Genomic DNA, 24,526 nt, shown 5'->3' with positions numbered 1-24,526 from the left:
GGCCGCTGCGGGCCGGCCGGGGTCATCGGCGGCGGCCCTTGCGGGTGGCGCGGGTGGTCAGCTCCTCGTAGGCGGGCGCGTCACCGGAGCGGACGCGCTCCCACGCGCGCGTGAACAACTCGGGCACCGGCATGGGCGGCACCGCGCGGCGGTGGTCGTCCACCGGGTAGAGGCCCTGCTTCCACACCTCCACCGGCAGCGCGGGCGCCTTGAGGTCCAGCCAGCCGCCCGGCAGGAACAGGGTGCGCCCGGCGCGCGCCCGCTTCGCCTCCACGACCAGCCCGGAGGCCGCGAGTTCGGTGCGGGCCCGCTTCGCGCGGGCGGGCTTCCAGCCCGTCCAGCGGGTCCGGTCGCGGTCCGTGGGGTCGGGCAGCGCCAGCAGTTGCAGATACAGCGCCGCCGCGTCCTCGGTGAGGCCATGGGCCTCGGCGACCTCGGTGACCAGAGCGGGCACGCTGACGGCCGGGTCCTGCGCGTGCCCGGCGGGCGCGTCGGGGTCCGTGCCGGCCGCGAGGGCGTGGGCGAGTTTGTCGCCCAGGATCGCGCGCAGCGCCCGTACGCCCGTGCTCCGCCAGGACGCGACGATGCCCTCCAGCAGTCCGAACACCGGGTCGTCCGCGCCGTCCAGCCCCGCCGGGCGGATCAGGACGGCCTCCTGGTCGCCGTACCACGGGCGCAGCACCAGCGCCTCGCCGACGCGCGTCAGACCGTCCGGGCCCGCCCCGCCCGCGGCGGGCAGCCCGTGGACCTTGCGCAGCTCGGCCGCGACCGAGGAGCCCTTGTCCGTCCAGGTCAGGTCGAGGTCGAGCAGCAGCCCCGGGTCGGCGACGCGGCGGCGCAGCGCGGCCAGCGCCCCGGGCAGCCCGGCGCGCAGCGGGTGTCCGTACGGCAGGTGGTAGGCGAGCCCGGCGAGGGCTTCCACGGCGCGCGTCAGGTCGTACCGTCCGGGCAGCGCGTGGGGGTCCTCGGCGACCAGGTCGCCGTCCTTGTCCGGCCGTTGCACCGTGGTGCGGCTGATCCAGGGCGTGCGGCGGGGGTTGAGGACCTCCTCGGCGGCCGCGGTGGACAGGCCCGCCCGGGTGAGCTCCGCGGCGAGGTCCTCAGGCAGGCGGACGACGTCGCCGAGGCGCTCCGCCCACACCCGGCCCGCGGCCTCCGTGTCCGGTCCGGACGTCCACAGCGCGGCCGGGTCCTCGGGCAGCAGCGCGCCGACGAGCGCCGCCCGGTCGGCGGACCCCAGCACGTCCAGCAGCGCGTCGCCCAGCTCCTTCTGGCGGGGCTTCAGACCGGTCGCCGCGATCACCTCGTCGGTGAGCTGCGCCGGCTTGCCGGCCAGCAGCAGGGCCGTCTGCACGGGCCCGAGGCCGTCGCGTGTCGCGGCGGCCAGCGCGGCGGGCGCCTCGGGCTGCCAGGGCGCGGCGCCCTTGTCCCGGATCAGCCCGGTCACCGCGGCCAGCGCGGCGGCCGGGAACACCGGCGGGTGTGCGGTCTCCCGCTCCAGGGTGAAGTGCGCGATCGCGCCGAACGCCCCGGCCGGGTCGTGGTCCAGGGCCAGCCAGTGCACGCGCCCCTCGCGGTGGTCGATGTTCTGGCAGCCGAGGACGACGACGGTACGGCCGCCCTGGCGCAGCACCTGGCCCACGCGCTCCTGCTTGTGGTGCGGCTCGCTCAGCCGGATCTCGCGCAGCGCGCCGCCCGGCGCGGCCAGCGGGCCCTCCGTGATCGCCTCGAACAGCAGCAGCAGCGCCTCGCGGTGGGCCTCGGGCAGGGCCGGCGACGCGGCGCGGTAGGCGAGCGGGCGCAGCGCGCCCAGCACGGACGGCCACAGCACGCCGATGCCCGGCACGGTGAACTCGTCGCTGTGCCAGCCGTCGTCCGCCCCGGCGAGCCGGGCGGCGGCGGACAGCGGCTTGCCGTCGGCGGGCCTGCCGGACAGGACGTGGTTCACGGCGCGGATCTGCCGCAGCGCGCTCCAGCGCACCTCGCCGCCCCACCAGCCGTGCAGGTCGGCGAGGCCGGTGACCGCCTCGCGCAGCGTCTGGTCGTCGCCGTGCTCGGGGCTGTGGTCGGCGAACATGCCCTCGGTGCGCCTCAGGTCCGTCTCGGTCCGCTCCACCGGGGGCGCCACGAACGCGGCGGCCGAGCGCCCCAGCCGGAACACCCCGTGCACCAGGGCGGCGACGCCGATGAGCAGACGGGGCTCGGTGAGGGCGGGCAGGCAGCGCGCGACGGCCGTCCGCAGCACCTCGTCGGCGGTCGGCACGGCCGGCTCCCCGGCCCCCGCGGACCCCCGCGCACCCGCGCCCTGCCCGGACCCCTGACCGGCGCTGTGCCCGGTCACCTGGCCGGTGGCCGCTGCCTGCCGTCCCGCGGCCAGCGCCTGCCGCTCGGCCAGCGCCTCGGCGGCGGCGCGCAGCAGTTCGTCCGCCTGCTCGTCGCCCAGCGCCCGCAGGAGCGCCGACGCGGCCTCGTCGCGCGGCCGCAGCGCGTGCCAGAAGTCCACCGGCGGCACCAGCCGCGTTCCGGCGGCGAACTCGCCGCCCCGCTCCAGTGCCGTCACCCGGCCCAGCTCCCGCACCCCGTCGTCGTCCCGCGCGTACAGGGCGATCTGGCGGTGCCGGGCGACCACGAGGGGCTCGGCGCCGCCGGGCAGCCGCAGCGCGCCCACCGGAACGCCCGCTCCCCGGCCGTCCGGCGTCGGCAGGGCGGCGGTCCGCCCGTCCGGGGTGCCCACGGTCGTACGGGCCTCCTCGCCCTCGCCCTCGACGCGCACCCAGCGGCCCAGCACCGCGCCGTCCGTGCCGAACGGGCTGTGCTCGAGACCGGGCTGGAGGGGCAGCACCGAGCAGTGCGGCTGGATCAGGGTCGCGCCCTCCCGGATGCCCGAGCGCAGGAACGCGGGCAGCGAGGCACGCCCGTGCGTGCCGCTCGCCGGGTCGTACTCCAGCCACACCTGCCGCCGTCCCTGCCGGCCCTGGCGCCAGTACGAGGTGCCGTCCCCGAGGACGGGGCGGCCGGGCGGCAGCACGGTGTCGCCGGCGTGCAGGGCGCGCCCGCCGGTGGCCCGGCCGCCGCCCGGCAGCGGCAGCGAGGTGTCGTCCGGGTCGCCGCCGTACCAGCGGGCCGCCCTCTCCCCGCCGAGCTGGAGGACGTCGGCGGGCCGGGCCGACCAATAGCCGTACTGCTTGCCGTTCTTGTGCCACGCCACCAGCAGTTCGCCGTCCGTGTACCGGAACGACGGGCGCTGCCAGCGGTCCAGGCCCGGCGGCAGCCGCAGGTCGTGCTCCAGCAGGACCTCCTCGGGTCCGACGACGACCGCCTTGTGCGCGCGGGCGAGGATCAGCGCGGGCCAGGCTTCGTGGACGCAGAGCGAGTCGTTCGGGTCGCGCCGGGTCTCCGCGTCCAGGCGGCGCAGCGCCTCGTCGAGGGCGGGCCAGCCCAGCTCGTCCAGGATGCCGGCGCGCAGCGTGCGGCCCAGCAGCGGCGCCACGTCGACGGCGGCGACGGTGGCGACGGCCCCCGGGGCGACCCGGGCGGCCACCGCACGGAACGGACGCATCCGCTCCAGCGCCGTGCGCGCGGCGGGCAGGCCGGTCGCGGCGGCCAGCTCGCCGGCCGCGTCCTCCAGCCACTCGCGCAGCACGTCGGCGAGGACCGGGTGAGCGGCCAGTTCCTCCAGCGTCGAGGTGTCGTGGCGGTGGCCGCACACGGTGCCGACGGCCCGGTACAGGAGACGGCGGCAGCCCGCGTCGGCGGCCACGGCCGTCAGGTCGCGCCGGCCGGGCCGGGTGTCCGTCAGCCACTGCTTGACGGGGAGGCAGTCGTCGTGGAGGTCCTCGGCGGACTCGGGCAGCGTCAGCGGTATGCCGTGCGCCGCGCACAGGTCCAGCAGGTCGAGATCGGCGCTCGGGCGCCAGCGGCCGGTGAACAGGTCCACGGGACGCCCCTGTTCGCGCAGACGGGCGGCCATGCGCTCCACCAGGGAAAGGGTGGTCCGCGACCGCACCGCGGCCAGGGAACCGCGCTTGCGGTGCAGCGCCCAGCGGCTCAGCCAGTCCGCCGCGTCGACCGGACCGCCCGCCGCGTCGACCGTACCGCCCGCCGCGTCGACGGGACCGTCCGCCGGCTCGGCCGAACCGTCCTCCGGGCCGCTCTCGCCCGTCAGCAGCCGGTCGGCGCCGGTCTCGGCGAGCAGCGCCAGCCAGAAGTCGTCGTCCTCGGGCGAGCGGCCCAGGCCGGCCGGCATGATCTCCAGCAGCCGGGCCCGCACGGCGGGCTGCCGCTCGGCCAGGGCGACGAGCGTGGCCCGGTAGGTGTTCCAGAACGACGCGGGGGCCCGCACCGCCGCCGGGGAGGCGAGGAGTTCCGCCACCAGGGCGCACTCCTCGGCGTCCCGGTCCAGCCCGGCCGCCTTGATCAGAGCGCGCGCGTCCTGGGGCAGCGACGCGTACGGCGGCAGGCCGGCCGCGCAGCGCTCCACGCTCAGCTGCCGGAACTGCGCCCACGCCTCGGCCGGGGTGAGCCGCGCCGCGAGGGCCCGCACGTACTCCTTGAGGGCCTTGACCGTCAGCGCCCCGGCGAAGGCGAACTCCAGGAACACCGCCCGCTGCCGCTCCTCGTCCACCGCCAGCGCGTGCACCCGCTCCGCCTCGCGGGCCTTGCCGAAGAAGGCGGCGGCGTACGTGGTGTTGTCGTACTGGAGGAAGACCCGGGCGGCCTGCTCGTAGAAGGTGGGCAGGAAGTGCGGCACGGCGCGGCCCAACTGCTCCCCGAGCGCCTCGAAGCCCTCCTTGGCCGCGCCCGGGCGGGACTTGGCCTGCCGGGCGAGCCGTTCGACGTCCCGGACCAGGGCCAGCGCGTGGTGGCCGTTGGCCGGGTCGTTCACCAGCGCCCACGCGGGAAAGCCGAGCGTCTCCCGGCGCACCTGGCCGACCTCGCGGACCTCCTCCTCGCGGACGAGCCCGAGGAAGTCCAGGGCGAGGTCCTCCGCCTCGCCGAGGGTGCCCGGCACCAGCCGGACCGTCCTGCGGCCGTCCAGCGCGGGATGCGTGTACGCGCGCGCGGTGAGAACGTCGGCGTCCTCCCGGTCCGTGGCGCCGAGGGGCAGCACGGCGCCGCCGTCGAGCAGGGCCGCGGCAGCGGCCTCGTCGTAGGTGAACCCGTCGTACGTCATCGCCCCGCCCGCCGTCACTTCGTACGCCGCCCCGTCGGCCCTGGCCGCGCCGGTCGTCGTCTCGCCCGCCGTTTCGTCCCGCATCGTCGTGCCGCTCGCCGTCATGCCGCGCGCTCCTCGTCCTCGACATCGCGCCCGGCGTACAGCGCGGCCGCCATGCGCATGCCCTCCGACCAGGCCACCGGCCCGACCTGACCGAGCTTCAGCGCCCGGCCGGCGGGGTCGGTGAAGACCAGCGGGCCGGTCTCCGCCTCGTCGTAGCCGTCGTAGTCGCCGACCCACACCCGGGCCTCGACGCCGCGGCCGTCCTCCAGCACGGAGCACACGGCGTGGCCGCCGCGCACCCGGTACCCGAGCTGGGCGGCGCGGCCGTGCAGGAACCTCAGCTCCTTGAAGGCGCCGCCCGCGTAGTCCTCGACGGACGTGGCGTCGGCGTCGAGCGCCGCCGGGCGGCGCCACACCTCGCGGAAGAGCTGACCGGCGCGCTGCTCGACGCCCAGCTCGACGGCGAACTCCCGCAGTTCCTCCAGGTCCTCCAGGAGCACCGGGTGCGGCAGGCGGACCAGGCCGGGGGAGAGGCGGACGGTGTCGCCGTCGAGGTCGACCAGGCCGAGGCCGCGCTCGGGGTCGGCGTCCCGCAGGAATCCGGCCACCGCGCCGTCCGCGCCCGTGACCACCAAATCGCGCAGGGCGGCCTGCCAGGCCGGGTCCGGCCACACCCGCGCCAGGACCGCGAACGGCACCGGCAGCGAGCGCACCATCCAGCGCTCCACGTCGGCCAGGCACTGCCGTTCGTGCCGTTCCAGCCACTCGGCGAGCTGCCGCAGCCCCACCACCGCCGGATCGTCGGCGATCTTGGGCGGCACGGACTTCAGCCGCCGCCCCGCCGCGTTGCGGCACACCACCTTGCCGTCGTCGAGGGCGACTTCATAGCCGCCGGCCGACACCCACCCCATACAGGCCTCCCGCACCCGCGAAACGATCAAGTGCCGGGAACTGTAGATCAGGCCACTGACAACGAGACCGGGGAAGCGCGAGCACGGTCTGTACCTACTGGTAGGGCAGGCTGTGCCTACTAGTAGGTACAGCCCGGTGACCGGCCCCTCGGCAACGGCGACGCCCAGTGTCTGGGGCAGTGGTCGACGCGCCGACGGGACCGGGTGGGGCGGGGGCGGCCCGGCCGAACGCCGGAGGCGGCCTCAGTCCATCACCAGCACCAGCTTGCCCGTGGTGCGTCCCGTCTCGCCGAGCTCGTGCGCCTTGGCGGCCTCGGCCAAGGGGAACGTACCGGCGACAGTGGGCCGCAGCCGCCCCGTCTCCACGAGGTCGGCGATCGCCCGCATCCCGTGGTGGTCGGCGTCCACCAGCATCCTGACCGCCCGCACGCCGAGCCGTTCCGCCTCCGTGGGGAAGTCGTCGGAGCCGACCGGGAGGATCGACACCACGACCCCGCCCGGGCGCAGCGTGCGCAGCGAACGGACGGAGGTCTCGCCGCCGAGGGTGTCCAGGACGACGTCGACGTCCCGTACGGCCTCGGTGACGTCGGTCGTGCGGTAGTCGACCGGCTCGTCCACGCCGATCTCGCGCAGGAAGTCGTGCTTGCCCGCGCTCGCGGTGCCGATGACGTACGCGCCGTGGGCCTTGGCGATCTGCACCGCCACATGGCCGACCCCGCCGGCCGCCGCGTGGATCAGCACCCGCTGTCCGGCGCGCAGCTCCGCCCGCTCCACCAGAGCCTGCCACGCGGTCAGCGACACCAGCGGCAGCGCTGCGGCCTGGACGTGGTCGATGCCGGCGGGCTTGGCGGCGAAGGCGCGGGCCGGGGCGGTGACGTACTCGGCGTGCGAGCCGTGGCCGAACGGATAGGGGAGCATCCCGAAGACCTCGTCCCCGGGCCGGAACAGGGCCACGCCGACGCCCGTCGCCTCGACGACACCGGAGACGTCCCAGCCGAGCACGTACGGCGGCTCGCCGAGGAAGACGCGCTGGGCGCGGTGCTTCCAGTCGGTGGGGTTGACTCCGGCGGCCCGCACCCGGACCAGCACCTCGTTGGGGCGCGGCACCGGCCGCTCCAGCTCGATCTCCTTCAGCACCTCGGGGCCGCCGAGGACGTCCTGGCCGACGGCGCGCATCGTGTTCGCGGTCTTCACATCGTTCATGGTGAACCAGCCTGCCCCGGCCCGCCCGCCGGGGAAATGGCACGATGGTCAATCTCCGATAGGATCGTGCCATGCGGCAGGCGGAACGGGCAGGACGGGAGACGGCCGGGGAACCGGCCGCGGGCAGGACCGTGGAGCGGGTCGTCGTGCTCGCCCTGGACGGCGTCTACCCCTTCGAACTGGGCATCCCCAGCCGCATCCTCGGCGCCGCCGACGGCCGGTACGAGGTGCTGACCTGCTCGGTCGACGGCCGGCCGGTGGGCACCAGCACGGACTTCACGATCGGCGTCGCCCACGGCCCGGAGGCGCTGGCGACCGCCGACACCGTGGTGGTCGCCGCTTTCACACCCGACCACGTCACCGAGGAACTGACCGCCGAGACCGCCGCCGCGCTCGCGCTGATCCCGTCCGGCGCGCGGATCGTCTCCATCTGCACCGGCGCGTTCGTGCTCGCCGCGGCCGGACTGCTGGACGGCCGCAGGGCCACCACGCACTGGCACCTCGCCGACCGGTTCCGGCGCGCGTTCCCCCGGGTGGACCTCGACCCGGACGTGCTGTTCGTGGACGACGGCCGCATCCTCACCTCGGCCGGCGCCGCCTCCGGCGTGGACGTCTGCCTGCACCTGGTGCGCAAGGACCACGGCACGGCGCTGGCGAACTTCGTGGCCCGCTGCTGTGTGGTCCCGCCCTTCCGGGAGGGCGGGCAGGCGCAGTACATCGTGCGGCCCATGCCCGAGCAGAACGCCGCCGGCACCGCCGCCACCCGGGCCTGGGCCCTGGAACACCTCGCCGAGCCGCTCACCCTGGCCGACCTCGCCGGGCACGCCCGGATGAGCCTGCGCACCTTCGTCCGCCGGTTCAACGACGAGACGGGCGTCAGCCCCGGCCGGTGGCTGATCCAGCAGCGCGTCTCCCGGGCCCGGGACCTGCTGGAGTCCAGCGACCTGACGGTCGACCAGATCGCGGGCCGGGTCGGCTTCGCCACCGGCGCCTCCCTGCGCCAGCACCTGCACGCGTCCATCGGCGTCTCCCCGCAGGCGTACCGGCGCACCTTCCAGGCGACCCGCTGACCGAGGCCGCCCGTCCGCCGGAGGCCACCTGTCCGCCGGAGGCCGCCCGTCCGCCGGAGGCCGGTCGCCTCGGCAGCTCGGCCTCGCCGGCCATCGGGGCGTCTGCGTAACGCCGGCCGTCGCGGCCACCACCGCGGCCGGCCGCCGACCCGATTCGGCCTCTCGTCCAGCGTCCGGTACGGCCGGCCGACCCGGCCCGCGTGTCGCGGCGCGCCGGGCTCAAGGGGCGGCGCGTGCCGGCCGATGAGGAGTCCGAGGGCCACGGGCGCCGTCCCTGGCCGCCCCGTGCCGACACCGAGGAAGGACGCCGTGACGCAGCCGGGATCGCCCGCCGCACCCCCCGCCGGTACGCAGCCGGAAGAGGCGGACCGTCTGCGGGACCTGCTGCGCACCTCCGCGTACCGCAGGACGCTGGCGCTCTCGGCGGCCGTCGGCGTCCCGGTGTCCCTGGCGGCCTTCTGGTTCCTCGCCGGACTCCACGAGCTGGAGCACGCGCTGTGGACGGCGCTGCCGGACGCCTCGGGGTGGAGCGCCCCTCCGTGGTGGTGGCCGCTGCCGCTGCTGGCGGTGGCGGGCGTCGCCGTCGGCCTCGTCGTCCGGCGTCTGCCGGGAACGGGCGGACACGTCCCCGCCGCCGGACTGCACTCCTCGGGGACCGACCCGGCCACCCTGCCGGGAGTGGTCCTCGCGGCGGCGGCGAGCCTCCCGTTCGGCGCGGTGCTCGGCCCGGAGGCCCCGCTGATCGCGCTCGGCGGCGGCCTGGCGCTGCTGCTGCGGCGCCTGGCCCGCGCCCCGGTGACCCCGGGGAGCACCGCGCTCCTCGGCGCGGCCGGCGCGGCGGCGGCCCTCTCCGCCATCTTCGGCAACGCCCTGGTCGGCGCGGTGATCCTGGTGGAGGTGGCCGGTGCGGGCGGCACGCGGCTGTTCGCCGTCATGCTGCCGGCGCTGCTGTCCAGCGGGATCGGATCGCTCGTCTTCACCGGGTTCGGCCGCTGGACCGGCCTGTCCACCGGGAGCCTGTCGCTGAAACCGGGCGTTCCGGTGCCCCGTCTGGACGCCGGGGACGTGCTCTGGGGGCTGCCGATGGCGGTCGGCGTCGCCGCCGTCCTCCATCTGCTGCTGTGGACCGGGAGACGGGTCGCGGTCTTCGTGTCGGCGCGGCGGACGGTCGCCCGTACGGCGCTCTGCGCGCTGGCGGCGGGCGTGTGCGCCGCGGCGTACGCGCTGGGCACGGGTCGGTCGCCGGTCGAAGTCGCCTCGTCCGGCCAGGCCGTGCTGGCCCGGCTGGCCGCCGAGCCGCACGCCTGGGGCGCCGGGGCACTCGTCGCCGTACTGCTGTGCAAGGCCGCGGCCTACGCGCTGTGCCTCGGCAGCCTGCGCGGCGGCCCCGTCTTCCCGGCGCTGTTCCTCGGTGCGGCGGTCGGGGTGCTGCTCGCTCCGCTGCCCGGCCTGGGGATCGTCCCGGGCATGGCGGCGGGCGTGGCCGCCGCCGGGGCGGCCGCCCTGCGACTCCCGGTCAGCAGCGCGTTGCTGGCCGCGCTGCTGTTCGGCAGCGCCGAGATGATCCCGCTGGTGATCCTCGCCGCCGTGGCGGGTTTCGTGACGGTCGAGTCGCTGCCGGCCGGCCGCACCGCGCCGCACGCCGCGGAGGCGGGCTGAGCGCTGCCGCGGGGACGGCGTCCGCCCCCGGCCGCGGACGTCTGCCTCCGGCCGCGCCGGGTTACCGGACGCCGTCCGGCCGAGAAGCGGGCGTGACCGGGAATGCCCCGAATGCCCCTGGTCGGCAAGTGGACGCCAGGAACCGGGCGTCAGGAACCGGGCATCAGGAAACAGGCATCAGGAAACGAGTGCTCAGAAAGCGGGCGGTCAGGAAGCGGGCGTCGGTGAGGCGGACGACGGGGCATGACTCGGGTGCAGCGACGGGGGCAGCGGGGCCAGCGACGCGCACAGCGAGACCGGGAACGCCCGCTCCCGCTGCCGCACGGCACGGCAGCCGCCGTCCGTGGTCCGGGCGATCGGCTCCCAGCCCGACTTCTTCGCCCGGAAGAACCAGCGGTCCCCCAGCCGGGCGGAACAGGCGGGCTCCGGCGAGCCGGCGCAGGCCGGACCGGTACGCCAGGAGATGTCCAGCACCAGCCACTTCCCGTCGCACCGCTCCGCATTCCGGTACGTGTGCAGGGGCGCGTCGACCGTCGTCAGCGCCTGCTCGTAGGAGCCCGCGGTGCAGCCGGTGACCGGCGGGGTGCAGCCCAGCTTCCCGCACAACCGCAGCGCGGGCGGCTTCGCGCCGTCGGCGGTGAAGCGCGTGTAGTTGTCCACGACGACGTCCCGGCCGCCGAGCGGTTCGGGCAGCGTGAGCCGGGCCGTGGCCGAGCTTTCCTTCGTGCACCCGGAGGCCCTGTCTCCGGAGGGTGAGACGAAGGTCACCTGCACCCGTACGAGGTCGGACATCGGCTCGGTGAGCACCGCCTTGAGATCGCGCACGCACGCGTGCGGGCCGCTGGGCACCTGGGTGTCGAGGAGCAGTGTGCGGCGGTCGCCGCCGACCCGGACTCCGGTGACCGCCGAGGGCTGCGCCGTGGTCCACGGGATCGGCGTGCTCACCGCGGGCGAAGGCGACCCCCCGTCCCGCCCGGCCACCTGCGTCCCGCACGCCCCGAGCACTAGCACAGCGACGGCACAGAGCCAGACGGCCACGGCCGCCCTGCGTCTTCCACCTGATCGCAACTCCGCTCAACCCCCCGTGCACGCACCGACGTTGCCGGGCCAATATACGGTGACGTCCGGGAGGGGCCACCGGCCCGGCGGCGGGTGAGCCGCGCTACCGCCGGCCCCCCTCGGATACGTCGTCAGCGGCACGCTGCGGAGGGCCGCCGGCCGCCTCCGCCCTCGTCCGCCACCACCACGGACGCCGCGCGAAACGCCGTCGCACGAAGGGTCGTTGTGCGAAGCGCCGTCGTACAAAGGGCGGTCGTACGAAGTGTCGTACGGCGATCAGCGCCGTCGTGACGGCCGCCACCGCCGCCAGGGCGAGCAGCCAGTTCCGCAGGTAATCCAGCGGCAGGACCGAGGAGTTGGCCGGATCACCGGGCCGCAGCAGCGGAGGCAGGGCGACGGCCGTGAGCGCGCCCGCCACCAGCAGCGCACCCCGCACCGGCCCACGCGCCCCGCCCCGCGCCCCCCGCACACCGCCACATGTCCCACGCACACCGCCCCGCGCCCCACGCGCACCGACACGTGTGAGGGCGAGCCCCGCGAGCAGGACCAGCGGGGCGATCAGCACGTCGTGCACCGCCAGCGCCGCGCCGAGCCAGACCAGGACGCCGGTCAGGTCGCGTACGTCCAGCAGCAGCGACACACCCGTGCCCATCAGCGCCACGCCGGCCGCACCGGCCAGCACACGCACCGGTCCCGCCCCGGCGCCCCTCGACGTGTTGCCGCCCTTCTCGTCGGCTTCGGCCTGTCGGGACATCACAGCACCTCCAGCCGGCCGACCCACTTGGTCTGCAGCACACCGGGGCGGTTCGGGGCGATGAGCCGGACCGGGTATCCGTGGTCCGGGCTCAGCTCCTCGCCGTTCAGGCGCAGGGCCAGCAGGGTCAGCGGGTCGTGCGCGTGGGCGCGTCCCAGCTCGGACACCCGGTACGCGCCGCGCGGCTGCAGCGACACCACGCGCACCCGGGCGGGCCGCGGCGCGCCGGCCCGTTCCAGCAGGTCGGCCACGCGTACCCCGGTCCAGCGGGCCGACTTGCTCCACCCCTCGACGCAGGCGATCGGCAACTCCACCTCGTGCTGGGGCAGTGCGCGCAGGTCGTCGAGGGTGAGGGTGTACGGGCGCGGCCCGTCGACGGTCAGCCGGTAGGACGCGCCGGGGACCCGGCCGACGCCGGCCGCCGCGGCGGTGCGGTTGACCGGCAAACCCTGCGGGCCGTGGCCGGGATGTCGGGGAGCGAGCAGGTCGGTCCGCCCCAGCGGGGTGAACGACTGGCCGGCCGTGGTGAGCGTGACCGCGCCCACGGCCGCGGCGACCGCCGCCAGCAGCGACCGCCGGTCGGGGCCGTCCGCCGCGGGAAGGGCGAGGGCGCCGGGGGAGCGGCGAGCCCAATGCGCCCTGATCTCGGGTGCCTTGACGGCGAGGTGCAGCAGCAGCGCCCCGGTCGTCAGCCAGGCCACCGCGTAGTGCGCCGGCACGAAGGAGAACGGCCACGGGTACCACTGCGCGGTGTTCAGCAGACCGGTCACCAGCTCGAAGACGCTTCCCGCCACCAGCACGCCGACCGACAGCCGTTCCAGCGCGTGCGCCGCCGAACGCACCGGCGGCCACGCGAAGAGCCGCGGGTACACGGTCCACAGCTTGGTCAGCAGCAGCGGTACGGCGGCGATCCCGGACGCCACGTGCAGGCCCTGGGTCAGCCGGTAGCCCCAGACGGGACGGCTCGGCAGCGCGTCTGCCGCCCACGGCGGCGGATGTTGCAGGACATGACTGATCAGGCCGGTGACGAAGCAGATGGCGAAGGCGATGCCGAGCCACCGCCCGATCCGGGTCGCCGTACGGGCGTCGTGCAGCGCGCCGCGGAACACCGGCGGTCGCGGGCGGACGGGGAGCGTTCTCATGCCGACCATCACAGCGGCTGGAACGGCGTCGGGGAATCGCGCAATCCTTACAGGTCACGAACGTCGCCCCGGCCGCGCCCCGCCGGGCGTCCCGTCCAGCCCCGGCCGCGCCCCACCGGACGTCCCGTCGTCCCGTCCCGTCCCGTCCCGGCCCGGCCGCGCCCCGCCGGACGGACGGCCCGGCCGCGAAGGCTTACGGATCGCTGACGTCGCGGCGTCGTACGCCTCGTGGACGGGCCTGCGGCCGTACCGTCAGGGCATGTTGATCCTGGTCACCGGAGGCGCGGGCTTCATCGGCTCGCACCTCGTGAACGCCCTGACCGGCGCCGGGCACGAGGTGCGCGTGCTCGACGCGCTGCTGTCCGCCGCGCACCCCACGCCCCCGCCGGTCCCCGACGGCGTGGACTTCCGGCACGGGGACGTCCGTGACCACGCGGCCGTGCGCGAGGCCCTGCGGGGCGTGGACGCCGTCTGCCACCAGGCGGCGATGGTCGGGCTCGGCAAGGACTTCGGCGACGCACCCGCCTACGTGGGCTGCAACGACCTCGGTACGGCGGTGCTGCTGGCCGGCCTCGCCGAGGCGGGGGTGCGGCGGCTGGTGCTGGCGAGTTCGATGGTCGTCTACGGCGAGGGGCGTTACGCGTGCCCGTCCCACGGCGTCGTACGGCCCGGGCCGCGCCGGGTGGCCGACCTGGACGCGGGACGCTTTGAACCGCCCTGCCCGGAGTGCGGCGAACCGCTCGCTCCCGGTCTCGTGACCGAGGACGCCCCGCTCGATCCGCGCAACGTCTACGCCGCCACCAAGCTCGCGCAGGAACACCTCGCCGCCGCGTGGGCGCGGGCGACGGGCGGCCGGGTCGCCGCGCTGCGCTACCACAACGTGTACGGCCCCGGGATGCCGCGCGATACCTTCTACGCGGGCGTCGCCTCGCTGTTCCGGTCCGCGCTGGAGCGCGGCGAGGCACCCCAGGTGTTCGAGGACGGCGGCCAGCGGCGGGACTTCGTCCATGTCCAGGACGTCGCCGGGGCCAACCTCGCGGTGCTGGACGGGCTGTCCGGGCTGCCCGAGGGAGGCCTGCGGGCGTACAACGTCGGCAGCGGCGAGCCGCACACGGTCGGTGAGATGGCCGCCGCGCTGGCCGGGGCGTACGGCGGGCGCCCGCCCGTCGTCACCGGGCGGTACCGGCTCGGCGACGTCCGCCACATCACCGCCTCCTCACGCCGGTTGCGCGAGGAGCTGGGGTGGCGGCCGCGGGTCGGCTTCGCCGCGGGGATGGCGGGGTTCGCGACGGCCGCGCTGCGGGCCGGCTGACCCGCGACGGCGAGGCGCCCGGCGGCCGGTCCGGTCCGGCGGCCGGTCCAACCGGCGATCCGGGCCGGCCGGCGATTCGGGCCGGCCGGCGATCCGGTCCGGCCGGCGATTCGGTCCGGCCGGCGATTCGGGCCGGCCGGCGATTCGGGCCGGCCGACGATTCGGGCCGGCCGACGATTCGGGCCGGTCGGCGACCCGGGTCGGCGTACAGCTCGCACGGCGGCGGGCAGGCGCGCCTCGAAGCGGCAGCCGCCGGGGATGTTGGAGACCGCGGTGCGGCCTTGGTGGGCCTCGACGATGCCGGCGTACAGCTCACACGGCGGCGGGCAGGCGCACTTCGAAGCGGCAGCCGCCGGGGACGTTGGAGACCGCGGCGCGGCCCTGGTGGGCCTCGACGATGCCGCGGACGATGGCCAGGCCGAGGCCCGCACCGGCCGGCGGAGTCCGTGCGTCGGTGCCGCGCCAGCCGGTGTCGAAGACGCGCGGCAGGTCCTCCGGGGGGATGCCGCCGCAGCCGTCGGTCACCGACACGACGACGCTGTCGGCCTCCCGGCGGGCGGAGACCGCGACCGTGCCGTCGGACGGCGTGCGGTGGATCGCGTTGACCAGCAGGTTGGCCAGCACACGGGACATCTCGCGGCCGTCCACCTCGACCGGGACCGGCTCGACCCCGTCGCCGACGATCGACACGCCGCGCTCCCGGGCGAGGGCGGCGGCGCCCGCCAGCGCGTCGCCGACCAGGTCGTAGACCGACATCCGGGTGGTGTTCAGGGCGAGGACCCCGGCCTGGATGCGGGAGAGTTCGAAGAGGTCGCCGACCATGCCGCTCATCCGCTCGACCTCCGTGCGGATCCGGGCGTGGTAGACGCGCGGGTCGTCCACCATGCCGTCCTCCAGGGCCTCGGCCATCGCCTGGAGTCCGGCGAGCGGGGTGCGCAGGTCGTGCGAGATCCAGGCGACCAGTTCGCGCCGGGAGCCCTCCAGGGCGCGCTCCCGCTCGCGCGAGGCGGCCAGTTTCGCGCCGGTGGCGGCCAGTTCGCGGCTCAGCGCGGCGAGTTCGGCGGTGGGCGCGGCGGCGGGCGGGGTGAACCGGCCGTTGTCCCCGAGCGAGCGGGTGGCCTCGGTCAGGGCACGGCTGCCGCGCACGACCTGGCGGCCGAGCGCGAGCGCCACCGCCAGCGAGACGACCGCCGCCATGAGGCAGACCATCGTCACGACCCACAGGTCGTGGTCGGACAGCAGCATCGCCCAGGACACCAGCAGGGTCCCGGCGAGCATCGCCGCGACCGTGACGGCGGCGACCACGGTCAGGGAGAGCGCGACGGAGCGGTTGCGCAGCAGCCGCAGCAGGCCCATGCCGAGCAGGCCGGCCCCGGCCGCCCCGACGGCCGCGTAGAGCGCGATGAGGAGGGTGTCACGCACCATCGACGGCCTCCGTCGCCCGGGGCGCGAGGTCCGTGGCGGGTGCGTCGAAGCGGTAGCCCACGCCCCACACGGTGCTGATCAGGCTCGGGTGCGCCGGGTCGTCCTCGATCTTCTCGCGCAGCCGGCGCACATGGACGGTGACGGTCGACAGGTCGCCGAACTCCCAGCCCCACACCTCGTGCATCAGCTCCTCCCGGCTCGTGGCCCGGCCCGGATGCCGCAGGAAGTACTCCAGTAGGTCGAACTCCCTGATGGTCAGGCGGAGTTCGGCCCCGTTACGGGTGGCGCGGCGGGCGTGCGGGTCCAGGGCGAGCGGGCCGGCGCGCAGCCGGGACCCGGGCGGACCGGCGGGGTCCGGCGCCGCCCCGCCCGTGCGGCGGAGCACCGAGTGCACCCGGAGCACCAGCTCGCGGGGGCTGAAGGGCTTGGTGACGTAGTCGTCCGCGCCGACCTCCAGACCGAGGATGCGGTCCTCCTCGTCGCCCCGCGCCGTCAGCATGATCACGGGGAGCGGGCCCCTCTCGCGCAGGAGCCGGCAGACCTCCAGGCCGTCCATGCCGGGCAGCATCAGGTCCAGCACCACCAGATCGGGCGGCCGGGCGGCGGCCCGGGCCACCGCGGCGGGCCCGTCGGCCGCCACGTCGACGGCGAAGCCCGCCCGGTCCAGATAGCCGCTGACCACCTCGGAGACGGTGGGATCGTCGTCCACGACGAGTACGCGTTTCACACCACCGAGTCTCGCACCGGCCCGCGGTCGCCGGACCGGGCGGCGTGTGACGTCAGCACTCCGTAAGATCGCCGAATCCCTTATGTCCTTTTCGTCCCCGTAGGGTGACTGGGGTGATCGAGAACTCCTCCTGTTCGCCCGCCCCCGTGGACGTGGTGCTGCCCTGCCTGGACGAGGCCGAGGCCCTGCCCTGGGTGCTCGGCCGGATCCCCGCGGGGTGGCGCGCGATCGTCGTGGACAACGGCTCGACCGACGGCTCGGCGGACCTCGCCCGCGCCCTCGGCGCCCATGTCGTGCACGAGCCGCGCCGCGGGTTCGGCGCCGCCTGCCACGCGGGACTGACCGCCGCCACCGCGGACGTCGTCTGCTTCTGCGACTGCGACGCCAGCCTCGACCCGGCCCTCCTGCCCGCCGTCGCCGAGCCCGTCCTCGACGGCGCCGCCGACCTCGTCCTCGGCCGCCGCCGGCCCGTCACACGCCGCGCCTGGCCCCTGCACGCCCGCCTGGCCAACCTGGAACTGGCCCGGCTGGTCCACCGCCGCACCGGGCTGCGGCTGCACGACCTCGGCCCGATGCGCGCCGCCCGCCGCACGGCCCTGCTCGCCCTGAACCTGACCGACCGCCGTTCCGGCTACCCGCTCCAGACCGTCGTCCGGGCCGCCGACGCCGGCTGGCGGGTGACGGAGACCGACGTGCCCTACCGCCCGCGCACGGGCCGCTCGAAGGTCACCGGGACCTGGCGCGGCACCTGGCAGGCGGTACGCGACATGCGCGCCGTCCTCGCCGAACGGCCCGCCGCCCGCCCGGCGTCCGGCACCGCCGCCGGAGCCCGCCGATGAGCGCCCCCAGCCCGCCGATGAGCGCCCCGCCCCTGGCCACCGTGCTGGTCATCGCCAAGGAACCCGTGCCCGGCCGGGTCAAGACCCGGCTCACCCCGCCCTACACCCCGCGCGAGGCGGCCGCCCTGGCGGAGGCGGCCCTCGCCGACACCCTGCACACGGTCCGCCGGGTCCCCGCCCGCCGCCGCCTCCTCGTCCTCGACGGCGCGCCCGGCCCCTGGCTGCCGGCCGGCTTCGACGTAGCCGCGCAGTCGTCCGGCGGCCTGGACGAGCGGATCGCGGCCGCGTTCGGCCTGTGCGGGCGCGGACCGGCGCTCCTGGTCGGCATGGACACCCCCCAACTGACCGCCGAACTCCTCCACGACGTCGGCCGCGACGGCCACGACGCCTGGTTCGGGCCCGCCGCCGACGGCGGGTTCTGGGCGCTGGGCGTCGCCGAACCCGCGCGCGCCGCCGGCCTCGTACGGGGCGTGCCGATGTCCACCCCGCACACGGGCGCCGTCCAGCGCCGCCGCCTGGTCGAGGCGGGACTGCGGGTGGGCGACCTGCCCGTGCTGCGCGACGTGGACACCGCCGCCGACGCCGCCGAGGTCGCCGCCCGCTGCCCCGCCGGCTCCCGGTTCGCCGCCGCCGTGGCCGCCCTGACGGGGGCCGGCCGGTGAGCGGCGTGCCGAACCGCGCCGAGGCGGCCCTCGCCGGGCGGACCGCGGGGAGCGCGGACCGCCGCCCGCACACCGCGGTCCTGGAACCCGGACGCGACGCGGTCCTGGAACCCGGACGCGCCCGGCCCGCCGGCCGGCCCTGGATCGACGACCCCTACGCCCGCGCCCTGCGCGCCGGGCGCGGCCCGCTCTTTCTGCGCCGCCTGACCACGCCGGACCGCCCGGACGACGCCGTGGGGGAGGGCGACCTGCTGCCGCTGGACGTGGAACGCTGGTGCGCCGCACCCGACGCCGCCGACGCCCGCGTCCTGGACCGCTGCACCGGACCCGTCCTCGACGTCGGCTGCGGACCGGGACGGCTGGTGGCGGCACTGGCCGCCCGGGGCGTACGCGCGCTCGGCGTCGACGTCAGCCCGGCCGCGGTGGCCCGCACCCGGCGGGGCGGCGGCGCCGCGCTGCGCCGGTCTGTCTTCGACCGCCTGCCCGGCGAGGGCCGCTGGGGCACCGTGCTGCTGATGGACGGCAACGTCGGCATCGGCGGCGACCCGGTCGCCCTCCTCGCCCGGCTGCGCGCCGTGGCCGCGCCCGGCAGCCGCCTGCTGGCCGAGGCCGCCCCGCACGACGTCGACGAACATCTCACCGTCCGCGTCGAGGACGCCCACGGCCGGCACGGCCGCCCCTTCCCCTGGGCCCGCCTCGGCGCCGCCGCGCTGTGCCGGGCCGCCGGCGCGGCGGGCTGGACCGTGGCCGGCCGGTGGACCGCGCGGGACCGCACGTTCCTCGAACTCGGCCGTCCCCTCCCCGGACAGCGCACCGCACCCCCCACGGCCGGCGGGAGGCGCGAACGCCCGTGAACGACACCGCCCCTGCGCACCCCCGGCCGTCGGCGGACCGCCCTCCCGCGCCCGCGCGCCGCACCACCGCCCGGGTCGCCACCGCCGTCACCGCGGTTCTGCTCGCCGCGCTCACCGCCGTCGTCGCGGACACCGTCCGGGCGGGCGACGACCAGCACGACGCAGGACGCCTGCTCGCCGGATACGCCGTCGCCTGGACCCTGTTCGCCGCCGCGGCGTGGACCGTGCGCAAGGTCCCGCGGCGGGCCGCGACCGCACTGGTCCTGGCCGGCGCCGCCGCCGTGGCCGCGGCCGCGCTCGCCGCGCCGCCCCGCACCTCCACCGACATGTACCGCTACGCCTGGGACGGCCGCGTCCAGAGCGCCGGCATCTCCCCCTACGCCCACCCGCCCGCCGCACCCCAGCTCGCCCGGCTCCGCGACGGCTGGCTCTTCCCGTCCGGGGCCGCCTGCACGGGCTGGGGACTGACCCGGACGAGCGACGGCCTGTGCACCCGCATCAACCGCCCCACCGTCCCCACGATCTACCCGCCCGTCGCCGAGGGCTGGTTCACCGCCGTCCACCTGCTCTCACCCCCCGGAAGCCGCCACAAACCGCTCCAGACCGGCGGCGCCGTCCTGGCGTTCGGCACCACCGTCGCGCTGCTCGCCGTGGGCCGCCGGCGCGGCGACCCGCACCGCGCCCCCGCCCGCGCCGCCCTGTGGGGATGGTGCCCGGCCGTCCCGTTCGAGGCGGTCGACAACGCCCATGTCGACACCCTCGGCGTCCTGTTCACCGTGCTGGCCCTCGGCACGGCCACCGCCGGGGCCCGGCGCGGCGCCCTCCTCGGCGCCGCCGTGGCCGTGAAACTGCTGCCCGTGCTGGCGCTGCCCGGCGCCCTCTCCGGGCAGCGCGGCCCGGCGCGGATCGCCCGCACGGTCGCCGCCCTGCTCGCCGTGGTCGCGCTCTCCTACCTGCCCTACGTCATCGCCTCCGGCGCCGACGTCCTCGGCTATCTGCCCGGCTACCTCCAGGAAGAGGGCTACCAGCCCGGTGACGTGCACCGCTTCGCCCTGCTGCGGCTACTGCTCCCGGACGCCGCGGCCGAGGCGACCGCCGTGCTGCTGCTCGTCGGGACGGCCGGGTACGTGTGGTGGCGCGGGGACCCGCTGCGCCCCTGGCGCGGCGCCCTGCTGCTGACCGGCGTCGCCCTGCTGCTGATGTCGCCCGGCTACCCCTGGTACGCGTTGCTCGTCGTCGGCCTGGTCGCCCTCGACGGCCGCTGGGAGTGGCTGACCGTACCGCTGGCCGGCACCGTCCTCTACCTCGGCGGCCGGCTGCTGCCCGGCGTCCCCCTGCAGGCGTGGACGTACGGCACGGCCGCCGTGTGCGTCGCCGTCGGCGCGGGCCTGCGCGCCCTTCCGGCACGGCGGCGGAAGCGCTACGGGGCGCACCCCTGACCCGGACCGGCGTCTACGGCCGTCCCCCGGCGTCTACGGCCGTCCCCCGGCGTCTACGGCCGTCCCCCGGCGTCTACGGCCCGCCTCTCCGGCGTCCATGGCCCACCCCCGGCCCCCTGCGGACCCGCGCCGGAACCGGCTCGGCCGTCCCGGTGACGACGCCCGCCCGCACCCGTGCCAGAGGAGGCCCGCCCACCGGGGCCGTGGCAGCTTGTAAGCGCCCGCCGGGCCGGACACCGCCGTGCCGGAGCGCGGCCCCGGAAAGGGTTTCTCAAGCCGCGCCCCGAGAGCGTTCCCGGGTCGCCCCGCAGAGGGAGGAGACGGCCGATGGACCGTGACGGACGGCCGCCCCCGGACCCGTCCGGCGGGCGGACCGGGGCGCGCCCACGACGGGTGCGCCCCCGCCTCCTACGTATGCGTGACCGCCTCGGACGGGCCCGCGCGGCCGTCGCCCACCGCGCGACCCGAACCGCCGCGCGGCTGCGGGCCGTCGTACGGCGTGCCCGGCAGGCGCCGCCACCGCCGGGCCCGTTCCGCCCCGGATTCTGGCGCAGCCCCCTGCGCGGCCCCTGGCTCACCTCCGTGTTCGGCCTGGTCCTGCTGGCCGGCATCCCCGTGCTCCTGGTCACCGGACTGCTCTCGTACGCCGCCTACAACCCGGGGCTCGGCCCGCCCGACGACCAGACCCCGGACAAGGGCGTCCTCGGCTTCTATCTCTTCGACTGGCCCACGCACCCGTACTGGCTCTACCGGCTGACCCAGGGCGTGCACGTCACCCTCGGCGTCACCCTCGTGCCCGTCCTGCTGGCCAAGCTGTGGTCCGTGCTGCCCAAGCTCTTCGAGTGGCCGCCGGTGCGCACCCTCGCCCACGCGCTCGAACGGCTCTCCCTGCTCACCCTCGTGGGCGGGGCGATCTTCGAGTTCGCCACCGGCATCCTCAACATCCAGCTCTTCTACGTCTTCCCCGGCTCCTTCTACACCCTGCACTTCTACGGCGCCTGGGTCCTCGCCGCCGCCTTCGCCGTCCATGTCGCCCTCCGGCTGGGCCGGATGGCCCGCGCCCTGCGCTCCCGCGACCCGGCGGCCGAACTGCGCACCGACCTCGCCCACACCCGCCCCGAACCCCCCGACCCCGACCACCTGGTCCCGGCCGCACCCCGCGCGCCGAGCATGACCCGCCGCGGCGCGGTGGGCATGGTGGGGGCGGGCTCACTGCTCCTGCTCGTGGTCACGGCCGGGCAGAGCATCGGCGGCCGGCTGCGCGCGAGCGCCCTGCTCGCACCCCACAACCGCGACCCGGGCAGCGGCCCCAACGGCTTCCAGATCAACAAGACGGCCGCCGCGGTCGGCGTCACCCCCGCACACGTGGGCCCCGGCTGGCGGCTGGAACTCCACGGCCACGGGCCCGCCCTGGTCCTCACCCGGGACCGGCTCCTCGCCCTGCCCCAGCACGCCGCCGCGCTGCCGATCGCCTGCGTGGAGGGCTGGTCCACCGCCGACCAGCACTGGAGCGGCCTGCGCCTGACCGATCTGGCCGCCCTGGCCGGACTGCCCCACGCCGGCAGCGTTCTGGTGGAATCCGTCCAGCCGCCCGGCCCCTACAGCTCGGTGCTGCTGCGCGGCAACCAGATCCACGACCCCCGCTCGCTGCTGGCCCTGCGCGTCAACGGCGCGGACCTCTCCATCGACCACGGCTTCCCCGCCCGCGTCATCGTCCCGGCCAACCCCGGCGTCAACAACACCAAATGGGTGCGCCGCCTCACCTTCAGGGCGTGACCATGTCCCGCTTCGCGCGCTGGTACGGCGCCAACCCCTTGCACCTGCTGGCCCTGGTCAGCTCCTTCGCCCTCACCGGCTACGCCATGGTGCGCCTGTTCGCGGTCCGGCCCCTCGCCGTCGCCCTCTGGTTCGTGGGCGCGGCCGTCGTCCACGACCTGATCCTGTTCCCGCTGTACTCGCTCGCCGACCTGACGGTCCTCGCCGTGCTGCGGCACCGCGCCGCCCGCGTGCCACGGCTGCCGTGGATCAATTACGTGCGCGTCCCCGCCTTCCTCTCCGGCGTCCTCCTGCTCGTCTGGTTCCCGCTGATCTTCGCCCTGTCCACGCCCTACACCGGTGCGACGGGGCTGTCCGAGGGCGGCTACCTGGGGCGATGGCTGGCTGTCACCGGCGTGCTGTTCGGCGCCTCCGCGGTCTCCTTCGCGTTCACCGTCCGGCGGGCGCGTCGGCGGGGCGCAGACGGGGGGCGACGGGCGCCGAACGGTGAGGGCACCGCACGGTGAGAGCAGCGCCGGTGGCGTACCTGAGGCGCGGGCGGCGCTCGGCGGCGGACCCGCGGTCGGGGGCCGCCTCACGGTGTGCCGCTGACCCGCCCGCCCCCCGATCGCTCACCCCGCGGCCGGGAGCGCGAACCGCACGGAGGTGAGGTCCTCCGACAGGTCCCACAGCCGGCGGCCGCTCCCGGCGTCCAGGGCCCGGGGCGCCAACGGCACCGTCCTCGGCGCGCCGCGCAGCTCGCCCACGCCGTCGGGACCGATGAGCTGCCCGCCCGCCACGTCCGGGGCGGTCGCCGTGTAGAGCGTGGGCAGCGCCCCCGATCAGCGCCGCCCGCGGACTCCTGACCTGGCGGCCGCCGCCGGGTCGCGGCCGGGGCGGTGACCCGTCGGCGGGTGTCCTGTCGCCCGGTTCACCAGGTCGGCCAAGTGACCGGTCACCAGGGGAAGACGTGCGCCCGCGAGAAGGAGACCATGAACCAGAGCACCAGAGGGAGAAGGACCAGCAGGACGAAACCCGCCAGCACCTTCGCCCAGGTGGCGCTCCCGCCTCTGCCCTCGGTCGTCACGGCCTGCGCCCCCTCGCTCGCGATACGACGGAAGACCCGGAGTCTAGGCGGCGGGTCGCGTCGGCGGTAGGTGCATGGCGGTGGCAGTGGCCGTGGCGGTGCCAGGGGGCGCTGACGGTGGTGGTGGCGGTGCCGGGGGTCGGCGGCGGCCGGTGGCCAGGCAGCTGTTTCCCCCGGCCCGGGCCGGGTACCTCGGTGCCGCGGCACACGTGTGCCGCGCGGCGCGTTCCCGGACCCGCCGGAGAGGGGTGACGTGTGCCGGTGGACAGCAACGGCCCGGTCCTGGTGGCCGACGCGGGCTCGTCGAGCCTGCGCCTGACCGTGTTCGGCAGCGGCGGCGAGGTCCTCGCCGAGCACCACAGCGAATCGGCGCCCGGCGACGACGCCTCGGACCCGCTGCGGCGGCTGCTGGACGAGGCGCCCGCACCGGTCGCCGTGGGCCATCGCATCGTCCACGGCGGGCCGGACCTGCGCGCCCACACCCTGGTGGACGACGCCGTCCGCGCCCGGCTGGACCAGGTGGCCGACCTCGCCCCGCTGCACGTCCCCCCGGCCCTCACCGTCCTGGACGCGGCCCGGCGACTGCTGCCCGGCGTCCCGCACGTCGCCTGTTTCGACACCGTCTTCCACGCGGAACTGCCCGCCGCCGCACGGGAGTACGCCGTCCCCGCCGAGTGGCGCGACGGCCACGGGCTGCGGCGTTACGGCTTCCACGGACTGTCCTACGCCTGGACGCTCGGCCGGGCCGCCGAACTCCTCGGCCGCCCGGCCGAGCGGCTGCACCTGGTGATCTGCCACCTCGGCGGCGGCTGCTCCGCGTGCGCCGTGCGCGCCGGGCGCAGCGTGGACACGACGATGGGGTTCACACCGCTGGAGGGCCTGGTGATGAGCCACCGCAGCGGCAGCGTCGATCCCGGCGCGCTGACCTGGCTGCAGACCCGGCACGGGCTGACCGCGGACGAGATCGAGCACGCGCTGAACCACGACTCGGGGCTGCTCGCCCTCTCCGGCGCCTCGGACGACACCCGCGACCTCGTCCGCGCCCGGGCGGCGGGCGACGAGGCCGCCGCGCTCGCCCTGGACGTCTTCACCCACCACTGCCGGCGGGGCGTCGCCGCGATGGCCGCCTCCCTCGACCGGCTCGACGCCCTGGTGTTCACCGGCGAGATCGGCGAGGACCAGCCCGAGGTGCGCGAGGAGATCTGCGCCCGGCTGCCCGCGCTGGGCCTCACGGGCGGTCTGCGGCCCCTGGTCGCCGAACGCCCCGAGATCGTCTCCCCGCCGAACGCTCGGGTCCCGGTCGTCGTCGTCCCCACGGGAGAGGCGCAGCAGGTCGCCCTGGAGACCCGGGCACTGCTGAACCGCCCCTGAGGCGGCGGGCGTACGCCTCTGCCGTCCCCCTCACCCCCC

Annotated in this window: 20 protein-coding genes; 10 read left to right on the top strand and 10 right to left on the bottom strand. The window is 76.5% G+C overall.

The window, feature by feature from the left end:
• Nucleotides 1-22: 22 nt before the first annotated feature.
• The 3 genes from K7787_RS06440 to K7787_RS06430 form a co-directional block, all read right to left on the bottom strand.
• Nucleotides 23-5,278 carry a hypothetical protein gene (locus tag K7787_RS06440; protein WP_372456611.1) on the bottom strand — a complete coding sequence of 1,752 codons (5,256 nt, stop codon included), beginning with the start codon at nucleotides 5,276-5,278 and terminating at the stop codon, nucleotides 23-25.
• Nucleotides 5,275-6,129, bottom strand: a complete 855-nt coding sequence (locus K7787_RS06435; protein WP_223000753.1) for a DUF4132 domain-containing protein — start codon at nucleotides 6,127-6,129, stop codon at nucleotides 5,275-5,277. Before K7787_RS06435 ends, K7787_RS06440 begins: the two co-directional genes overlap by 4 nt.
• 243 nt (nucleotides 6,130-6,372) lie before the next feature.
• Nucleotides 6,373-7,332: an NADP-dependent oxidoreductase gene (locus K7787_RS06430; protein ID WP_164387764.1), complete on the bottom strand. Its 960-nt coding sequence runs from the start codon at nucleotides 7,330-7,332 to the stop codon at nucleotides 6,373-6,375.
• A 71-nt stretch (nucleotides 7,333-7,403) separates the two neighbouring features.
• On the opposite strand from K7787_RS06430, the gene K7787_RS06425 reads away from it, so the two are divergent.
• Entirely contained in the window at nucleotides 7,404-8,402 is a 999-nt protein-coding gene (locus K7787_RS06425; RefSeq protein ID WP_247720607.1) for a GlxA family transcriptional regulator, read from the top strand.
• Nucleotides 8,403-8,711: 309 nt separating this feature from the next.
• On the top strand, nucleotides 8,712-10,061 hold the full coding sequence (locus K7787_RS06420; protein WP_223000752.1) for a chloride channel protein: 1,350 nt from the start codon (nucleotides 8,712-8,714) through the stop codon (nucleotides 10,059-10,061).
• Nucleotides 10,062-10,268: 207 nt separating this feature from the next.
• Here K7787_RS06420 and K7787_RS06415 read toward each other — a convergent pair whose 3' ends face one another.
• The 3 genes from K7787_RS06415 to K7787_RS06405 all read right to left on the bottom strand — a co-directional run bounded on the left by K7787_RS06415 (nucleotide 10,269) and on the right by K7787_RS06405 (nucleotide 13,025).
• Nucleotides 10,269-11,099 carry a hypothetical protein gene (locus K7787_RS06415; protein WP_223000751.1) on the bottom strand — a complete coding sequence of 277 codons (831 nt, stop codon included), beginning with the start codon at nucleotides 11,097-11,099 and terminating at the stop codon, nucleotides 10,269-10,271.
• 124 nt (nucleotides 11,100-11,223) lie between these two features.
• The gene (locus K7787_RS31610; protein ID WP_247720605.1) at nucleotides 11,224-11,874 is read right to left on the bottom strand and encodes a hypothetical protein; all 651 of its coding nucleotides are present in this window, start codon (nucleotides 11,872-11,874) and stop codon (nucleotides 11,224-11,226) included.
• Complete coding sequence (locus K7787_RS06405; protein WP_223000749.1) at nucleotides 11,874-13,025, bottom strand: molybdopterin-dependent oxidoreductase; 1,152 nt, start codon at nucleotides 13,023-13,025, stop codon at nucleotides 11,874-11,876. Before K7787_RS06405 ends, K7787_RS31610 begins: the two co-directional genes overlap by 1 nt.
• Nucleotides 13,026-13,275: 250 nt before the next feature.
• Between K7787_RS06405 and K7787_RS06400 the strand changes: the two genes are divergently transcribed.
• On the top strand, nucleotides 13,276-14,328 hold the full coding sequence (locus tag K7787_RS06400; protein ID WP_223000748.1) for an NAD-dependent epimerase/dehydratase family protein: 1,053 nt from the start codon (nucleotides 13,276-13,278) through the stop codon (nucleotides 14,326-14,328).
• A gap of 312 nt (nucleotides 14,329-14,640) precedes the next feature.
• On the opposite strand, the gene K7787_RS06395 is transcribed toward K7787_RS06400, so the two are convergent.
• Together K7787_RS06395 and K7787_RS06390 are read right to left on the bottom strand one after the other, a co-directional pair.
• Complete coding sequence (locus K7787_RS06395; protein WP_223000747.1) at nucleotides 14,641-15,753, bottom strand: sensor histidine kinase; 1,113 nt, start codon at nucleotides 15,751-15,753, stop codon at nucleotides 14,641-14,643.
• The gene (locus K7787_RS06390) at nucleotides 15,743-16,480 is read right to left on the bottom strand and encodes a response regulator transcription factor (RefSeq protein ID WP_164388996.1); all 738 of its coding nucleotides are present in this window, start codon (nucleotides 16,478-16,480) and stop codon (nucleotides 15,743-15,745) included. The genes K7787_RS06395 and K7787_RS06390 overlap by 11 nt, the downstream gene beginning before the upstream one ends.
• Nucleotides 16,481-16,593: 113 nt before the next feature.
• On the opposite strand from K7787_RS06390, the gene K7787_RS06385 reads away from it, so the two are divergent.
• The 6 genes from K7787_RS06385 (at nucleotide 16,594) to K7787_RS06360 (ending at nucleotide 22,556) form a co-directional block, all read left to right on the top strand.
• Entirely contained in the window at nucleotides 16,594-17,319 is a 726-nt protein-coding gene (locus K7787_RS06385; protein ID WP_308036295.1) for a glycosyltransferase family 2 protein, read from the top strand.
• Complete coding sequence (locus K7787_RS06380; RefSeq protein ID WP_223000746.1) at nucleotides 17,316-17,981, top strand: TIGR04282 family arsenosugar biosynthesis glycosyltransferase; 666 nt, start codon at nucleotides 17,316-17,318, stop codon at nucleotides 17,979-17,981. Before K7787_RS06385 ends, K7787_RS06380 begins: the two co-directional genes overlap by 4 nt.
• Nucleotides 17,982-17,986: 5 nt before the next feature.
• Nucleotides 17,987-18,835: a class I SAM-dependent methyltransferase gene (locus tag K7787_RS06375; RefSeq protein WP_223000847.1), complete on the top strand. Its 849-nt coding sequence runs from the start codon at nucleotides 17,987-17,989 to the stop codon at nucleotides 18,833-18,835.
• Complete coding sequence (locus K7787_RS06370; protein WP_223000745.1) at nucleotides 18,832-20,274, top strand: glycosyltransferase 87 family protein; 1,443 nt, start codon at nucleotides 18,832-18,834, stop codon at nucleotides 20,272-20,274. The genes K7787_RS06375 and K7787_RS06370 overlap by 4 nt, the downstream gene beginning before the upstream one ends.
• A 327-nt stretch (nucleotides 20,275-20,601) precedes the next feature.
• Nucleotides 20,602-22,050 carry a molybdopterin-dependent oxidoreductase gene (locus tag K7787_RS06365; protein ID WP_247720604.1) on the top strand — a complete coding sequence of 483 codons (1,449 nt, stop codon included), beginning with the start codon at nucleotides 20,602-20,604 and terminating at the stop codon, nucleotides 22,048-22,050.
• Between the two features lie 2 nt (nucleotides 22,051-22,052).
• Complete coding sequence (locus K7787_RS06360) at nucleotides 22,053-22,556, top strand: hypothetical protein (RefSeq protein ID WP_223000845.1); 504 nt, start codon at nucleotides 22,053-22,055, stop codon at nucleotides 22,554-22,556.
• 105 nt (nucleotides 22,557-22,661) lie between these two features.
• On the opposite strand, the gene K7787_RS06355 is transcribed toward K7787_RS06360, so the two are convergent.
• On the bottom strand, nucleotides 22,662-22,829 hold the full coding sequence (locus tag K7787_RS06355; RefSeq protein ID WP_443742878.1) for a hypothetical protein: 168 nt from the start codon (nucleotides 22,827-22,829) through the stop codon (nucleotides 22,662-22,664).
• Nucleotides 22,830-22,984: 155 nt separating this feature from the next.
• Entirely contained in the window at nucleotides 22,985-23,116 is a 132-nt protein-coding gene (locus tag K7787_RS32055) for a hypothetical protein (protein ID WP_267907394.1), read from the bottom strand.
• A 261-nt stretch (nucleotides 23,117-23,377) separates the two neighbouring features.
• On the opposite strand from K7787_RS32055, the gene K7787_RS06350 reads away from it, so the two are divergent.
• Nucleotides 23,378-24,487, top strand: coding sequence for an acetate/propionate family kinase (locus tag K7787_RS06350; protein ID WP_308036294.1), 1,110 nt, complete (start codon nucleotides 23,378-23,380; stop codon nucleotides 24,485-24,487).
• Nucleotides 24,488-24,526 lie beyond the last annotated feature (39 nt).

It is taken from the genome of Streptomyces sennicomposti, assembly GCF_019890635.1.
GTDB classification, from domain to species: Bacteria; Actinomycetota; Actinomycetes; order Streptomycetales; family Streptomycetaceae; genus Streptomyces; species Streptomyces sennicomposti.
Note: the sequence above shows the minus strand (reverse complement) of the source record. Positions and strands in the feature narration are given on the sequence as shown.

Coding starts and splice junctions, on each gene's coding strand:
- K7787_RS06440 (WP_372456611.1), bottom strand. CDS start 5,278: ATGACGGCGAGCGGCACGACGATGCGGGACGAAACGGCGGGCGAGACG.
- K7787_RS06435 (WP_223000753.1), bottom strand. CDS start 6,129: ATGGGGTGGGTGTCGGCCGGCGGCTATGAAGTCGCCCTCGACGACGGC.
- K7787_RS06430 (WP_164387764.1), bottom strand. CDS start 7,332: ATGAACGATGTGAAGACCGCGAACACGATGCGCGCCGTCGGCCAGGAC.
- K7787_RS06425 (WP_247720607.1), top strand. CDS start 7,404: ATGCGGCAGGCGGAACGGGCAGGACGGGAGACGGCCGGGGAACCGGCC.
- K7787_RS31610 (WP_247720605.1), bottom strand. CDS start 11,874: ATGTCCCGACAGGCCGAAGCCGACGAGAAGGGCGGCAACACGTCGAGG.
- K7787_RS06405 (WP_223000749.1), bottom strand. CDS start 13,025: ATGGTCGGCATGAGAACGCTCCCCGTCCGCCCGCGACCGCCGGTGTTC.
- K7787_RS06400 (WP_223000748.1), top strand. CDS start 13,276: ATGTTGATCCTGGTCACCGGAGGCGCGGGCTTCATCGGCTCGCACCTC.
- K7787_RS06395 (WP_223000747.1), bottom strand. CDS start 15,753: ATGGTGCGTGACACCCTCCTCATCGCGCTCTACGCGGCCGTCGGGGCG.
- K7787_RS06380 (WP_223000746.1), top strand. CDS start 17,316: ATGAGCGCCCCCAGCCCGCCGATGAGCGCCCCGCCCCTGGCCACCGTG.
- K7787_RS06365 (WP_247720604.1), top strand. CDS start 20,602: ATGGACCGTGACGGACGGCCGCCCCCGGACCCGTCCGGCGGGCGGACC.
- K7787_RS06360 (WP_223000845.1), top strand. CDS start 22,053: ATGTCCCGCTTCGCGCGCTGGTACGGCGCCAACCCCTTGCACCTGCTG.